Annotated in this window: 14 protein-coding genes; 8 read left to right on the top strand and 6 right to left on the bottom strand. The window is 39.9% G+C overall.

Annotated elements, in window-relative coordinates; genetic code table 11:
* Positions 1 to 168 precede the first annotated feature (168 nt).
* The 5 genes from J678_RS17820 to J678_RS17800 form a co-directional block, all read right to left on the bottom strand.
* Positions 169 to 723, bottom strand: coding sequence for a TetR/AcrR family transcriptional regulator (locus tag J678_RS17820; protein ID WP_017393233.1), 555 nt, complete (start codon positions 721 to 723; stop codon positions 169 to 171).
* A gap of 685 nt (positions 724 to 1,408) precedes the next feature.
* Positions 1,409 to 1,900, bottom strand: a complete 492-nt coding sequence (locus tag J678_RS17815) for a flavin reductase (protein WP_002061574.1) — start codon at positions 1,898 to 1,900, stop codon at positions 1,409 to 1,411.
* Positions 1,901 to 2,085: 185 nt separating this feature from the next.
* Positions 2,086 to 3,129, bottom strand: a complete 1,044-nt coding sequence (locus tag J678_RS17810; RefSeq protein WP_017393232.1) for a methionine synthase — start codon at positions 3,127 to 3,129, stop codon at positions 2,086 to 2,088.
* 21 nt (positions 3,130 to 3,150) lie between these two features.
* Complete coding sequence (locus J678_RS17805) at positions 3,151 to 4,137, bottom strand: DUF1852 domain-containing protein (protein ID WP_017393231.1); 987 nt, start codon at positions 4,135 to 4,137, stop codon at positions 3,151 to 3,153.
* A gap of 367 nt (positions 4,138 to 4,504) precedes the next feature.
* Complete coding sequence (locus tag J678_RS17800; protein WP_017393230.1) at positions 4,505 to 5,377, bottom strand: LysR family transcriptional regulator; 873 nt, start codon at positions 5,375 to 5,377, stop codon at positions 4,505 to 4,507.
* Between the two features lie 255 nt (positions 5,378 to 5,632).
* On the opposite strand from J678_RS17800, the gene J678_RS17795 reads away from it, so the two are divergent.
* The 7 genes from J678_RS17795 (at position 5,633) to tcuB (ending at position 13,455) form a co-directional block, all read left to right on the top strand.
* Positions 5,633 to 6,241, top strand: a complete 609-nt coding sequence (locus J678_RS17795; protein WP_017393229.1) for a LysE family translocator — start codon at positions 5,633 to 5,635, stop codon at positions 6,239 to 6,241.
* 117 nt (positions 6,242 to 6,358) lie between these two features.
* Entirely contained in the window at positions 6,359 to 7,288 is a 930-nt protein-coding gene (locus J678_RS17790) for a LysR family transcriptional regulator (protein ID WP_017393228.1), read from the top strand.
* A gap of 278 nt (positions 7,289 to 7,566) precedes the next feature.
* On the top strand, positions 7,567 to 8,877 hold the full coding sequence (locus J678_RS17785; RefSeq protein ID WP_017393227.1) for an MFS transporter: 1,311 nt from the start codon (positions 7,567 to 7,569) through the stop codon (positions 8,875 to 8,877).
* 93 nt (positions 8,878 to 8,970) lie between these two features.
* Complete coding sequence (locus J678_RS17780) at positions 8,971 to 9,765, top strand: substrate-binding domain-containing protein (RefSeq protein WP_017393226.1); 795 nt, start codon at positions 8,971 to 8,973, stop codon at positions 9,763 to 9,765.
* 127 nt (positions 9,766 to 9,892) lie between these two features.
* Positions 9,893 to 10,822, top strand: coding sequence for a LysR family transcriptional regulator (locus tag J678_RS17775; protein ID WP_017393225.1), 930 nt, complete (start codon positions 9,893 to 9,895; stop codon positions 10,820 to 10,822).
* 103 nt (positions 10,823 to 10,925) lie between these two features.
* The gene (gene tcuA, locus J678_RS17770; protein ID WP_017393224.1) at positions 10,926 to 12,332 is read left to right on the top strand and encodes an FAD-dependent tricarballylate dehydrogenase TcuA; all 1,407 of its coding nucleotides are present in this window, start codon (positions 10,926 to 10,928) and stop codon (positions 12,330 to 12,332) included.
* Positions 12,322 to 13,455, top strand: coding sequence for a tricarballylate utilization 4Fe-4S protein TcuB (gene tcuB, locus J678_RS17765; protein ID WP_017393223.1), 1,134 nt, complete (start codon positions 12,322 to 12,324; stop codon positions 13,453 to 13,455). The genes tcuA and tcuB overlap by 11 nt, the downstream gene beginning before the upstream one ends.
* A 77-nt stretch (positions 13,456 to 13,532) precedes the next feature.
* On the opposite strand, the gene J678_RS17760 is transcribed toward tcuB, so the two are convergent.
* The gene (locus J678_RS17760; RefSeq protein WP_017393222.1) at positions 13,533 to 14,066 is read right to left on the bottom strand and encodes an HPP family protein; all 534 of its coding nucleotides are present in this window, start codon (positions 14,064 to 14,066) and stop codon (positions 13,533 to 13,535) included.
* A gap of 98 nt (positions 14,067 to 14,164) precedes the next feature.
* Here J678_RS17760 and J678_RS17755 point away from each other — a divergent pair, with 98 nt between their 5' ends.
* A complete protein-coding gene (locus J678_RS17755; protein ID WP_002061576.1) occupies positions 14,165 to 14,716 on the top strand; it encodes a TetR/AcrR family transcriptional regulator in 552 nt (183 codons plus the stop codon).
* The last annotated feature ends 24 nt before the right edge of the window (positions 14,717 to 14,740 follow it).

The raw sequence follows: 14,740 nt of genomic DNA, 5'->3' as shown, positions 1-14,740 counted from the left end.
ATTATAAATCACATTTACTATCATTCTAATTTGAAATATTAAGCAGTTTTAATGATAACTTATTAGACTGTTTATATTTTTAATAGTTAATTATTAAAGTATAAATAATGTAGATAACTTATAAATTTAAGTATCTACATAAAATTTAGTTTTTAATTAAAGAAGCTATCAAAAAGTCCTCCCCCAAAACTTCTCCAACACCACATTTCTTTCATCCAAACTATTTGAGCTTAAAACCTGTAGCAGTAAACCATCGATCAGGTTTAAAACCATGTCTGCATCAAATTTGAAAGCACGAGTCTCACAGCTAAAAATCAGGTCAAAAAGTTCCCGATGTAGCCATTTTCGGTATTCAACTGCCATACGGTAGGCTTGCGGATACAACCGTTTTATTTCAAAAACTGCTTTAAGCAGTAAATGATACAGACTGTTTAAATTGGTATGTAAAACAATAATTTCTTTGAGTTTATCGTGCTGGGTGCAGTAACGGCTTGAGTAAATAATCGAGAGCACTTCTTCTTTGAGTAGACTTTTTTGAAAGGCGATGCACATTTCAATTAGGCGTTCTTTTGAGCCAAAATATTTATAAAAGGTGGTTTTGGTTATTTGGGCCTTTTCAACAATGAGGTCTACCCCTGCATTATGGAACCCATACGTGGTAAAGAGTTGGATTGCGGTTTGAATAACCTGTAATTTTCTGGAAGATATTTCTAAAGTTGGCATAGTTTTACCTTTTTAAATTCTTGTTGTGTCTAAATGAGATAAAAAGCCTGTGCCCTTTTTGGGAGAAAAAAAGGCACAGCAAAGCCGCAAGACGGTGCTTGGCACATCTCAAGTTTTGTTGTTGCTAAGTTTTAAGTAAAAATGACTTAAAGCCTGAAAACCCTACGGCGTTCAAGCTGCTTTTAATTTTTAAGCTGTGTCGTTATAGCTTTTGGCGCTCAAGGCCAAAAAATGATGGATGTGCATAGCCAACTCCTGATTTATGGAGTTCTACCAGAGCATTTATTTGGAATTATGGTGGCAGAACGAGCAAGGGTTAGCAGACTGATAGTAAGAAATCAGCACACCCGAAGGTGTCCCTCACTCGTCCTACCGCAACGAGCGAGGGACGATTGATACACATAAGACTACTCCTCAGAAGGAATAATCTGATGCTCTTACTATGCGGTCTGCTAAAACCGGCTGGCAATGTGGCCAGCACGCAAAGCATAATCTGAGAGTTTAGAAGTGTCAATGTAGCTTTTATGACAAGTATTTAAATTTATTATTATTTTTCATTAGATTAACTTAATTATTATTTAAGATATTATATTTAATTGTATTTTTAAAATTAAACAGAAGCGATCCGTGCTTATTGATTTCTTAATGAGTCTTTTATTATGAAACAACGAAACACTAAGTGGGATTAGACAGTTTCCGTCTGCCCCACTTGGTGATAAGCACGGTTAAAATAAACCAAACTTTGGTCATGCTGGCTTTGTTTAATCGCCACAATCGGACATATAAAAATCGTGTGTGTGCCGACTTGTTGAATTTGCTCAATCTCACAATCGAAACTTACCAAAGCATCTTCCAACACAGGTGAACCCGTTTCTAACTCAATCCATTCGCCATGTTTAAAGCGTTCTTCTGGCGTGAGCTTAGATGAAAATGCTTTTGAAATATGTTCGTGGTGCGCGCCTAAAACATTCACGGTTAAGATTTTGTTATCTAGGAAATGTGCATGTGAGCTTGCAGCTTGGTTCATACAGACCAATAATGTCGGCGGTGTGTCAGTCACACTACAAACAGCAGAGGCAGTAAATCCAAAACGGCCAGACATGCCTGCCGTGGTCACAACGCTAACTGCACTTGTGAGTAAAGACATTGCATTTCTAAAGTCTGTTGCTTGAACCATGACATTATTCCTAAATTGAACCGTACCTTGTCCGGTGTGTTTGCTATACCGCCCAACTCCATCAGGAAGGTACTATCGACATGCGATCTGATTAGAGCGACATGTAGTAAGTAAAATGAGGGTTACTTGTTTGATTATCAACTACCATCAAAAAAGTAACCCTTTATACCACTTATTGGTAAATATTAAGCAGTAAGTTCAAAACCCGTAAGTTCTCGGCGAACGATTTCTGCACCTGCCGTTAATGCATTTAACTTGCCACGTGCCACTTCACGAGAAAGAGGTGCCATACCACAGTTTGTGCAAGGGTAAAGCTTATCTGAGTCTACAAACTGAAGCGCTTTACGTAGTGTGTTGGCAACTTCTTCCGGTGTCTCAATCTGATTTGTTGCAACATCAATCGCACCCACCATCACTTTTTTACCACGAATAAGTTCGAGTAAGTCGATTGGCACACGCGAGTTGTGACATTCTAACGAGATGATATCAATGTTAGAAGTTTGAAGTTTCGGGAAAGCTTCTTCGTACTGGCGCCATTCTGAACCGAGTGTCTTTTTCCAGTCAGTATTGGCTTTAATACCGTAACCATAGCAAATGTGCACCGCAGTTTCACATTTTAGACCTTCAATTGCACGTTCTAAAGTTGCAATACCCCAGTCATTTACTTCGTCAAAGAATACGTTAAATGCAGGTTCGTCAAACTGGATAATATCTACACCAGCAGCTTCTAACTCACGCGCTTCTTGGTTCAAGATTTTGGCAAATTCCCAAGCAAGCTTTTCACGGCTCTTATAGTGACCATCATAAAGCGTATCAATCATAGTCATTGGGCCAGGTAACGCCCATTTAATTGGCTGATCAGTTTGCTGACGTAAAAACTTTGCATCTTCAACAAATACAGGCTTTTGACGAGACACTGCACCTACCACAGACGGTACACTTGCATCGTAACGGTCACGAATACGAACTGTTTCGCGCTTCTCAAAATCTACACCATTTAAGTGTTCAATAAACGTGGTCACAAAGTGTTGGCGGGTTTGTTCGCCATCGCTGACAATATCAATGCCTGCAAGTTTTTGCTCGTGCAACGCTAAACGTAACGCGTCTTTTTTACCTTCGATTAAGCCTTCGTTTTCGAGTTTCCAAGGCGACCAAAGTTTTTCAGGTTCTGCAAGCCAAGACGGTTTTGGTAAGCTGCCAGCAGTTGAAGTTGGTAATAATTTTTTCATGATAAATGACCCGTATGTTGATTAATTAGGAGCGTAATTAGCAGACCACTGCTCAAGAATCGCTTGGTATGGTTTGATAAATTGCTCTTCAACAAACTTCCCCTGCTCTATAGCCAAACGGCTACGTTCTTCACGGTCATACACAATTCGAGTAAGTGAATAATCTTGGTGCTTCAAGCTTGGTTGATAAGACTTTCCAGCCACTGAATTTGCATTGTAAATTTCAGGACGGTAAATCTTTTGGAATGTTTCCATGGTACTAATGGTACTAATCAACTCAAGGTTGGTGTAATCACTCAACAAATCGCCAGTAAAGTAGAACGCTAACGGCGCAACGCTATTTGGCGGCATGAAGTAGCGAACTTTTAAGCCCATTTTCTGGAAATATTCATCAGTGAGTGAATAGTCTTCTTGCTTGTATTCAACACCTAAAACCGGATGTTCATTTTCAGTACGGTGATACACCTTACTTGTTGAAACGCTTAGGCAAATGACTGGTGCCTTTTTAAAGTTGGCTTTATAAGTCTCAGAGTTAATAAAGCTCTTAAATAAGTTACCGTGTAATTCGCCAAACTTTTCTGGCGTGCTAAACGTAGACTTGTTTTTGTTGTGGTCTAACAACAGCACACTAAAGTCATAGTCACGTACATAAGACGAGAAGTTGTTGCCCACGATGCCGTCGATGCGTTCATTGGTCTTCTTATCAACAATATTGGTTTTCAATATTTCGATAAGAGGAAGCCCGCTAGTACGGTTTTCGGCATCAATATTCATTTCAACCGAAATGATTTCAAGTTCAACGCCATAGCGGTCGCCCTTAGGGTTGTCCCAATGAGCTAAGGCATTGAAGCGATTGTCGATCATCCGTAATGTGTTGCGCAAATTTTCTTCGCGGCTCATCCCTCTCGCCAAGTTAGCAAAGTTGGTTGTAATACGCGTATTGTCTGCTGGACGATAGTTCTCATCGAAACAAATACTCTTAATCGTAAATGTAAATTCTTTACTCATTGTGATCAGTACCCTAATTTCTGAGATAAACCTAAAAAATCTTTTTGCTCTTTTTGAACTTTCCAGCCTTGTCAGTTTTGTGCCTGTTGGTCTTATCAAAAGTGAATAACTGGAGCGCTTCAGAGCATGGATAGATTTATACCGCAATCACAACATGAATAAAAATGATTTAGTCTCATTCAAAACTGAGTGGAATTCATGTTTAGGGTTTTATAAATAAGTATGAAGTTAAATATTTTTCATCTTAGGGAATTTTAGACGGCACAAACGAGACATACGGTACTCTCGTTTTAATGTCTGTAATTTTTATAATTTATGATTATTTTCAATTAATTAAATCATTTTTCTTTGAATAAAACAGATAAGCCTAAAGCAATTTATGTTGACTCTCATTCATCTCTGCTTTTAGCCATTCTAAAAATAGGGTTTTGCGTGGATCTTCCTCAAAAGCACGATGAGAAAGTAGAAAATAGGCTGAACCATCTTGAACGACTGGTGAATTTTTTTGCAGTAAGTTCCATTCAAGCTCTTTTTCAATCATATAAATTGAGATGACTGTCGCGCCAAGTCCCGCCAAACAACCTTCTAAACATAAATAAAAATGTTCGAGTTCGACTTTGGTGTAGCCTTTTAAACTTTGCTTTAACTCAACAATGCGACTCATGTTTTTGAAAAAATTTGGTCTAGAAGTCGAGATCAGTACGTCGTTGGTTTCCGATGGCTTGGTTGGTTGAACTAGAGCGATATATTCATCGGCAATTTTTTCACTATAAATATGCTCTCCCCAATCAAAGTCATTTCGGCGAATTGCGATATCAATATTATCTTTTTCAAAGTCGACCACGCCGCCTGCTGTAAGTAGCACAACCTCAAAATCATGAGCAAGCTTTTTAAATTTTGATAACCGTGGTATGAGCCATTTCATGGAAAGCGTCGGTTCACACGACAAGACCAGTTGTTTGTTTTCGGCTTTAGGCTGGCTGAGTTCTATTAAACATTCATCGAGTTGACCAAAAACTTGATGGCAACAACCCAATAAAATTTCGCCCTGCTCAGTCATCACAAGTGTTTTATTTTTTCGGTCAAACAAAACCGTATTTAAGGCTTCTTCTAAGTTATAAATCTGTTTACTAACCGCACTTTGCGTCACAAATAATTTCTTTGCAGCTAAAGTCACGCTGCCATACTTCGCCACAAAATAGAAAAATTTTAATGAATTCAGCGATATTCTTTCGATCATTCCAAAAACTCATAAATATGTAGTCGTTTTTATCGATTTTTATTTTTAGGTTTCTGTTCAAAATAAAAATCATCTTTATTAAACCCTATTTTAGATGATGAAAAATATTTTAAATATCTATATCTATCTTCATAAATGTAAAACCGCAGTCTTTCTCACCAAAAGAATAGCAGCTTTCAGTAAAACAGTTCTCCTCTCGAATACATTCCAAAAAGTACAGATCAATCCCTTCATTTTCAGTGAAGGGGTAAAATAATGGCAGAGTTTATTGCAGTTATTCTCATTACGATTTTGGCAGTAGTAAGCCCCGGCGCTGACTTCGCGATTGTGACCAAAAATAGTTACTTGTACGGCAGAAAAATAGGTGTGTTCACTTCACTTGGAATATCGCTTGGTGTGTTGGTGCATGTAACCTATACATTAGTCGCCGTTGCGTTTGTGATGACTTATACACCGCAAATCTTGAATATTGTTAAATATATTGGCGCGCTTTATCTGATCTATATTGGCTATAAAACTTTTACGCAAAAACCAGTTTTAGACACTGCTGCTTTAAGCGCTATAGACACTTTTCAAGCGATAAAATACGGCTTTTTTACCAATGCCCTAAACCCTAAAACCACGCTATTTGTGATTAGTACCTATACGCAAATTGTGAGTTTAACTACGCCTAAAACTATTCTTTTGGCTTATGGTTTTTTTATGTCTTTTGCGCATTTTGTATGGTTTTCACTGGTGGCTGTACTGTTTTCATCCATGCTGCTGAGACAAAAAATGTTAGCCAAACAAGTACGGATTAATAAGGTGATTGGCTCTATTTTATGTGTATTAGGTGTGATTCTGCTTTTTACCAAGTTTCAGTAGAGCTCGTTAATTTTTAAGAAACTTTTTTATATATTGCTGTTAATATTAAAACGCATGATAGATTTCCCAATCCTTCATATCTCTATAAATCAAGGATGATGAGCGAATACATTTATTATGGAAATCAAGCAAATAAGGTATTTTTTGACGGTCGTTGAATCAGGCAGTATTGGAAAAGCTGCCCAAAAACTCGATGTCGGTGCTTCGGCGATTAGTCAGCAAATTAGTAAGCTCGAGCAAGAGTTAAGCATTCGCTTATTACAGCGTAATGCTTTTGGTGTGACCCCAACGCCTGCTGGCCTTGCCTTTTTAAAACACTCGCAACTGATTTTGCGTCAAGTGAACTTTGCCATAGACGCTGCCCATTCAGCACGGCTATCTGGTCATGTCAGCCTTGGTTTTCCACCGACCATTACTGCTTTAATTGGCATCCCTTTAATGAAACTAATGTCTGAACGTTATCCAGATATTCGTTTAGAGATTGTGGAAACCCTGTCGGGAAATCTGATTCAGTCGGTTAATTCACGTCAGCTTGATATCGCCATTATTTTTACCAATGAAATTGATAAACAGTGGTCAATTCAGCCTTTGGTACGCGAACAAATGTACTTGATGGCACGCAAAGAAGTGCTCGACAAATACGGTCTTAGCGAATGTATTAAAAGTGGAATTATTCAGTCGCAGCAAATTGGTGATATTCCTTTAGTGTTGCCACGTCAGCGTCATAGCTTAAGAAAACTGCTTGAGCACAAGATTGGGCAGCTCAATGTCGTATATGAAATTGATGGCTTGCATTTGCTTATGGACAGCCTGATTCACCTTGACCTTGCCAGTGTTCGCCCCGGAAGTGCCTGCCTGCAAGAGTATAAACACAAGCTGCAATTGCTTAAGGTCGTCGACCCAGAAGTTGAACGAATTAACTATTTGGTGAGCCTTGCCGAAGAAGAATTATCACCTGCTGCACTTGCTGCCAAGTCAGCCATTAAGGCATGTGTGAAAGAGTTAATTCAAAACCAAATTTGGCCATGTTCTGAAATTATTGTTTAAAGGGTCATTAATTTTTCTAAATACCTAATTAATTTTCGCCTCTCACTCCTCCCTGCTTTTTAAGATTACATTTTTATACGAATGATAAGTGGTTTTCTGTTTATCGAAATATAGATGTGTAGTTTTAACTGGAAACAAGGCATCACATTTTCTACCAAGGACACCTTTAAATCTCATCTCTAACCCATTTCCTATTTAGGTTTATTGATTGAATCAATTTACGTCCAAACTTTGAAGATCGTGAATGTTTCCATTTTGTCAGGCCAAGGAGGTCTCCAATGGATGTCGTTAATAACCGTAGGGCTACTTTTAAAAAAATATTAAACGTAACGAGTGGCAACTTTTTAGAACAGTACGATTTTTTTCTTTTTGGTTTCTATGCCACCTATATCGCAGCAAAATTTTTCCACTCAGATAATGAATATGTCTCTTTAATGATGACATTTACCGTGTTTGCTGCAGGCTTTCTTATGCGTCCTCTTGGCGCTATTTTCTTGGGTGCCTATGTCGACAGAATTGGTCGTCGTAAAGGGTTGATTTTGACTTTAAGCTTGATGGCTATTGGTACGATTTTAATTACCTTTGTACCGGGTTATGACACCATCGGTATTATGGCCCCTATTTTGGTGGTCATTGGCCGTCTGTTACAGGGCTTCTCGGCAGGTGTTGAATCTGGCGGCGTGTCTATTTACCTTGCAGAAATTGCAACCGATAAAAACCGTGGTTTTATTACTAGCTGGCAGTCTGGTAGCCAACAAATTGCGGTCGTGTTTGCAGCGTTATTTGGTTATTGGCTCAACACCGTTTTAACTCATGCACAAGTGAGTGAATGGGGCTGGCGTATTCCGTTCTTAATTGGTTGTTTGATCATTCCTTTAATCTTCTTATTCCGCCGTACCTTAGAAGAAACTGAAGCATTTAAAGCACAAAAAACTCATCCTTCAACCAAAGAAATTTTCAGCACATTGGCGAGCAACTGGCGCATTGTACTTGCAGGTATGATGATGAGTGCGATGACCACAACCACGTTCTATTTCATTACGGTTTACACCACAGTGTATGCAAAACGTACTTTAGAAATGTCGGTCACAGACAGCCTTTTAGCAACCGTGTTTGTAGGTTTATCGAATTTCTTCTGGTTACCAATGGGTGGCTTACTTTCAGACAAAATTGGTCGTCGTCCTGTGTTAGTGGGTATTACGACTCTTGCGATTTTTACCAGCTACCCAGTTTTAAGCTGGTTGGTAAGCGACATTAGTTTTTCAAACTTACTGATCACGCTTGCTTACTTCTCGTTCTTCTTTGGTATGTACAACGGGACTATGGTCGCAACACTTGCCGAAGTAATGCCAAAACGTGTTCGTACCGTTGGTTTCTCTTTAGCGTTTAGTCTTGCAGCCGCTATTTTTGGTGGTATGACTCCAATGGCATGTACTTTCCTAGTCGAAAACACTGGCAATGCAAGCACACCAGCGTTCTGGCTCATGCTTGCTGCGGTATGTAGTCTCATCTCAAGTTTATATCTATGTCGCGGTTCTAAGCAGAACAAATCTGACGCGATTGCTGAACCTGCAAAGGTTAGCGCTTAAAACAACTAACTACTTAACCTGAAATTTTAATGAACAGTACGGCAGATCTTAAGTCTCCGTACTGTGCTCTCCTGTCATTAAAAGTGAGATACTATGAAAAAGTCCCCTATCTTCATGACCATTTGCCTAGCTGGTGCAGGCTTAGGTTCAACGCTTGCTAACGCAGATACGTTAGAAGTGATTAGCTCTGGCGGTTTCTATTCATCTATGGAAAAACTCATTCCAATATTTGAAAAGCAAACTGGTCACACGGTTCACCTCTCATCTGGTTCGTCTATGGGTGAATCACCGACTGCAATTCCAAATCGACTCAATCGTGGTGAACGTTTTGACATTGTTGTGTTGGCTGCTCCTGAACTAAGCAAACTCGCAGAAAAAGGTTATGTTGACCCAAAATCACAAAGCGCTTTGGTGAATTCAAGCATTGGCATGGCTGTGCCTAAAGGTGCCCCAAAACCAGATATTAGCTCTGCGGCAAAATTTGAAAAAGTTTTATTAAATGCCAAGCACATAGGCTATTCAGCAAGTGCGAGTGGTACGCATCTTGAAAAAGATGTTTTCCCAAGCTTCCCACCTGTCGAATACAAAGTAATTTCGAGTAAAGCAGAAAAAGTAGTAGGCGACCGCGTTGCAAAACGTATTGCTGAAGGTCAGTTTGATATTGGCTTCCAGCAAATTAGTGAAATCAAACCTTTCACCGGCAAATATGGTCAAGTCGAGTTAGTTGGTCCAATCCCTGCCCCTTACCAAAAAGTTACCGTGTTTGCTGCTGGTATTGGTAAAAATTCGGAACATGCAAAAGTCGCAAAAGAACTTATTCAATTTGTGAAATCGCCTCAAGCGACACAAATTATTGAAGAACAGGGTCTTGAGCAGGTTAAACAATAAAAGCTCTAAAAGGCAACGTCTTGAGCAGATGTTGCCTTTATTGAACGGTTTACTCAAAGCAATAGAACAAAATGTAGAGCAATAAACCAGTGTAGAATAATTAACAAAGGTCAAAGTAGAATTTGCCGTGGAACTTAAACAATTAAAGTACTTTATTGCAGTGATCGAGTCAGGAAGCTTAGGTAAAGCTGCAAAAAATCTCGATATTGGAACGTCTGCATTAAGTCAGCAAATCTCAAAATTAGAAAGCGAGCTTTCTATTCGCCTTTTACAACGTACTGCTTTGGGTACGGTTCCTACCCCTGCGGGTTTAGCTTTTTTTCAACAGGTTCAACTGGCACTTAGACACTTAGACCATGCGGTAGACTCTGCGCATTCTTCCCGTTTAAGTGGTCATGTCACCGTGGGTTTTTCACCGAGTGTTGCGGCCGTTATAGGCACGCATTTTTTAAAACTCATGAGAAACCGTTATCCCGATATTAAAGTCCGTTTAATCGAAGGGTTATCGGGTGACTTAAAAGCCTTAGTTAATGCAAGGCAGCTCGATGTTGCAATCATCTTTAGTGACGATGTCGACCCACAGTGGGCCATACAGCCTTTAGTCAAAGAACAGATGTTTTTAATCTCGCCTAAAGAAGTGCTGAGTCAGTACCATCTTGAAAGCTGTATCGACACTCAAATTATTAACCACTCACAGCTTAAAGAACTTCCCCTGATTTTGCCGAGCCAACGACATGGACTGCGCTTGTTGCTCGAACAGAAAATTCATCAGCTTAAAGTGGCCTATGAAATTGATGGGCTGCATTTGTTAATGGAAAGCATTAGCCAACTCGAAATGGCAACCATCCAGCCTGCAGGTGCATCGTTAAACTCGCGGCAAGATCTATGTTTGCTACGTGTTGTAGAACCTGCCATTGAGCGTATTAACTATTTAATTAGTTTGTCTGAAGAAGAGCTCTCACCTGCTACTTTAGCCACTAAAGTAGTGATTCGTGCTTGTGTCACCAACCTCATTCATGAAAAGCGCTGGCCCGGTGCTGAAATCATAAACACTTAAGCCATTAGTGTTTATTTTTACTAAACACCCATTCAAGCTTAGCCTCTCACTTCACCTTCCCTTTTAAAGCTAAATTAGCCTTAGCTGAGAAAGGGAGAAATCCATGCATGATGTAATTGTGATTGGTGGTGGGAATGCCGCACTGTGTGCCGCGCTCACGGCAAAAGAAAGCGGCGCTTCTGTGCTGGTAATAGAAGCGGCACCTAAAGAATGGCGTGGTGGTAACTCACAACACACTCGTAACCTCCGTTGCATGCATGATGCTCCTCAAGACGTATTAGTCGATGCCTATCCCGAAGAAGAATATTGGCAAGACCTACTTAAAGTCACTGCTGGAAAAACCAATGAGCACTTAGCTCGTCTGGTTATTCGTAGCACGGCGACCTGTCGCGACTGGATGCGTAAACATGGCGTGAATTTTCAGCCGCCACTATCGGGGGCTTTGCATGTTGCACGTACCAATGCCTTTTTTATGGGGGGCGGTAAAGCTCTTATTAATGCGTACTACCGTAGTGCTCAAGAACTTGGCATTGAGATTTTATACAACACAAAAATTAAAGATCTAAAGTTAAACCAAAGACACTTTGAAGCTGCAATTGCTGAAGATGGCCGCGTGTTTAAGGCGAAAAGCTGTGTATTGGCTGCAGGTGGTTTTGAGTCAAATTTAGAATGGTTAAGAGAAGCATGGGGACAAAATGAAAACGGCGAATGGCCTGCCGATAATTTCATTATTCGTGGAACTCGCTTTAATCAAGGCAACTTACTCAAATTTATGATAGATCAAGGCGCCGATATTATTGGTGACCCATCGCAATCGCACTGTGTAGCCGTAGATGCACGCGCACCGTTATATGACGGCGGTATCTGCACCCGTATCGACTGCGTTTCATTGGGTATTGTGGTCAATAACAAAGCCGAACGTTTTTACGATGAAGGCGAAGACTTCTGGCCAAAACGTTATGCGATTTGGGGCCGCCTTGTTGCCAAACAGCCACAGCAAATTGCCTATTCGATTATCGACTCAAAAGCCATTGGCCGCTTTATGCCCCCTGTATTTGCGGGCGTAAAAGCAAATAGCATTCAAGAACTGGCCGAAAAAATCGGACTAGATGCAAAAACCTTATGCCACACCGTAGAAGAATTTAACCAAGCCTGTGTGCAAGGCACCTTTAACCACACAGTTTTAGATGACTGCACCACCGAAAATATTGTTCCCAACAAAACCCACTGGGCCGTTCCTCTCGATCGCCCACCATTCTATGCCTATGCCCTTAAACCCGGCATTACCTTTACCTATTTAGGTTTAAAAGTCGAAGACGATGCTGCTGTACGTTTTAACAATAAGCCAAGCCGCAACCTATTTGTCGCAGGTGAAATGATGGCAGGTAATGTACTCGGTCAGGGTTATACCGCAGGCGTTGGTATGTCGATCGGCACAACCTTTGGACGCATTGCCGGAAAAAATGCAGCCCACTATGCACTTTCACAAGGAGTTGAACATGAATGCTAGTACCAAAGCCTTAATTCCAGTTGTTCAGCTCTCTGACCATGAGCAGGAAGTTCAAAGAGCACTACAAATTTGTAATGCTTGTCGTTACTGTGAGTCATTTTGTGCTGTATTTGCGGCCATGACCAAACGTCTTGAGTTTAACCAAGCCGATATTCATTACCTCGCAAACCTATGCCATAACTGTGGTGCTTGTTTACACGCTTGCCAATATGCCCCGCCGCACGAGTTTGGTGTAAACATTCCAAAAGCGATGGCACAAGTACGTTTGGAAACTTACCAAGAGTTTGCGACGCCTAAACCGCTAGGCCGACTTTATAAGTCTGTTGGCATTCCTTTTGTCTCAGCATTATCAGCTATTTTCTTTTTATGCATGTTAGCTGTGGTGTGGTACAAAGGCACCGACCTGTTTGCAGGCTATCAAGGTAATTTCTATGCAATTTTCCCGCATAACTTTTTAGCTCTACTGTTTGGAGCGACCTTTACAGTTGCGATTGTTTTGCTCGGCATTGGGATTAGTAAATTTTGGCGACAGACGTCTAAAGTTATTCACGGCAAAGTTGAGAAACCCGACCTAGTTCAAGCCACTCAAAATGTATTAACGCTTAAATATTTAGATGGTGGACATGGCAAAGGCTGTAATGAGCAAGATGACCGTTACACACAAATCAGTCGTGTGTTCCATCACCTCACCTTTTATGGCTTTATGCTCTGCTTTGCAGCCACAGGTGTAGCAACTTTATATCATTATTTCCTTGACCTACATGCCCCTTACCCAATCTTTAGCTTACCTGTGATTTTAGGTACGTTAGGTGGACTTAGCTTAGTGATTGGACCATCTGGCTTGCTCTATTTAAATCTTAAACGTCATCCATTACATGGTGACCGCGAGCAAAAACCTGTAGATCGAGGCTTTATTTTCCTTTTAATTTTAGTCAGTGCTTCAGGGTTAGCCCTCATGGCACTTCGTAATTCTCCATACATGGCACTTTTACTGATTTTCCATTTAGCTACGGTCATGACCTTCTTTATAACCATGCCATTTGGAAAGTTCGCACACGGTTTTTACCGCAGCGCGTCTTTGCTCAAATTTGCCATCGAAGAACGTATTTCTAAGAAGTCATAATTTCTCTCAAAAGTATTCACTATTTTAGCGTAGTGAATACTTTTATTATTTTAAGCTCAAAATACTTCATAGCTTACCTACTTTTTACTATTTAAAATTCCTAAGCCATACATCGGCCACCTTGTACTCGCTTTAATATTATTAATCAGCATCGCAACCAAAACCAAAGACACTGCACCCACCAAAACAGGGAAAATTAAGAAACTCCACTCGTAATGTATGCTGCTTGCAGTGAGTAAAATAACCAAAGGATTGGCCCCAGCAGGTGGATGAACGCATTTAAAAATCTGCATGAGCGCAATGGCACAACCTACTGATAAAGCAATTGTAAAAATAGAAACACCGACAAATTTTAGAAAAAACAAACCTACAAAAGCCGAAATAAGATGTCCAAATATGATATTTCTCGGCTGTGCCAAAGGTGACTGCGACACGGTATAGAGCAATACACAAGTCGCACCAAACGGTGCCATGATAAAGATATTGTGTGTGAGCTTACTCAACCAAAGAAGTATAAAAATACTAACTGTACCCCCAATAAGGCTTCGCAAAATGTCAATTTTATTGGGCGATGGAGCAAGTTTTTCTTTGCCATAGAAAATAGAGAACATGATTTTTATTCCTTAAACAGAAGTTGCTTTTTAAAAAGCATATAGATAAAATTTCGAATAGTACAGATCTGTACTATTTTATTTTTTGGAAAAGTTTTATGTCTAAATCTGCCTTAAAAATATTAGATACAGCCGAGAAGTTATTTAATGAAAATAGTTTTGTTGGTGTGGGTGTCGACCTGATTCGCGATGAATCTGGCTGCTCAAAAACCACGATGTACACGTACTATAAAAATAAAAATCAACTGGTTAAGTCTGTGCTCGTTGCACGTGATGAACGCTTTAAGCAAAGCCTTTTGGGCTATGTGGGAGATGCAACAGGATTAGAGGCCATCAATAAAATTCTAGATTGGCACACCAACTGGTTTAGACAAGATTTTTTTAAAGGCTGTTTATTTGTAAGAGCAGTCGCTGAATCTAACCAAGATGATCAAGACATTATTTCTATTTCTAAAGCCCATAAACAATGGATTAAAGAACTCATCGCCGCAAACTGTAATATGCCAAATGGTGAAGCTTTATCTGAGCTGATCTATACGGTGATTGAAGGACTCATTAGCCGCTTTTTAGTCGATGGCTTTGATGAAACACTTGCCATAAATATGAAAAATTCAATTAATCAATTATTTAATATTAACCAAAATTTATAATTGCAGCCCTAGAGCTGCAATTGA

Source organism: Acinetobacter sp. 1424608, assembly GCF_000588255.1.
Lineage (GTDB): Bacteria > Pseudomonadota > Gammaproteobacteria > Pseudomonadales > Moraxellaceae > Acinetobacter > Acinetobacter nosocomialis.
The sequence above is the reverse complement of the archived record's forward strand: the minus strand, read 5'-3'. Positions and strand labels throughout refer to the sequence as shown.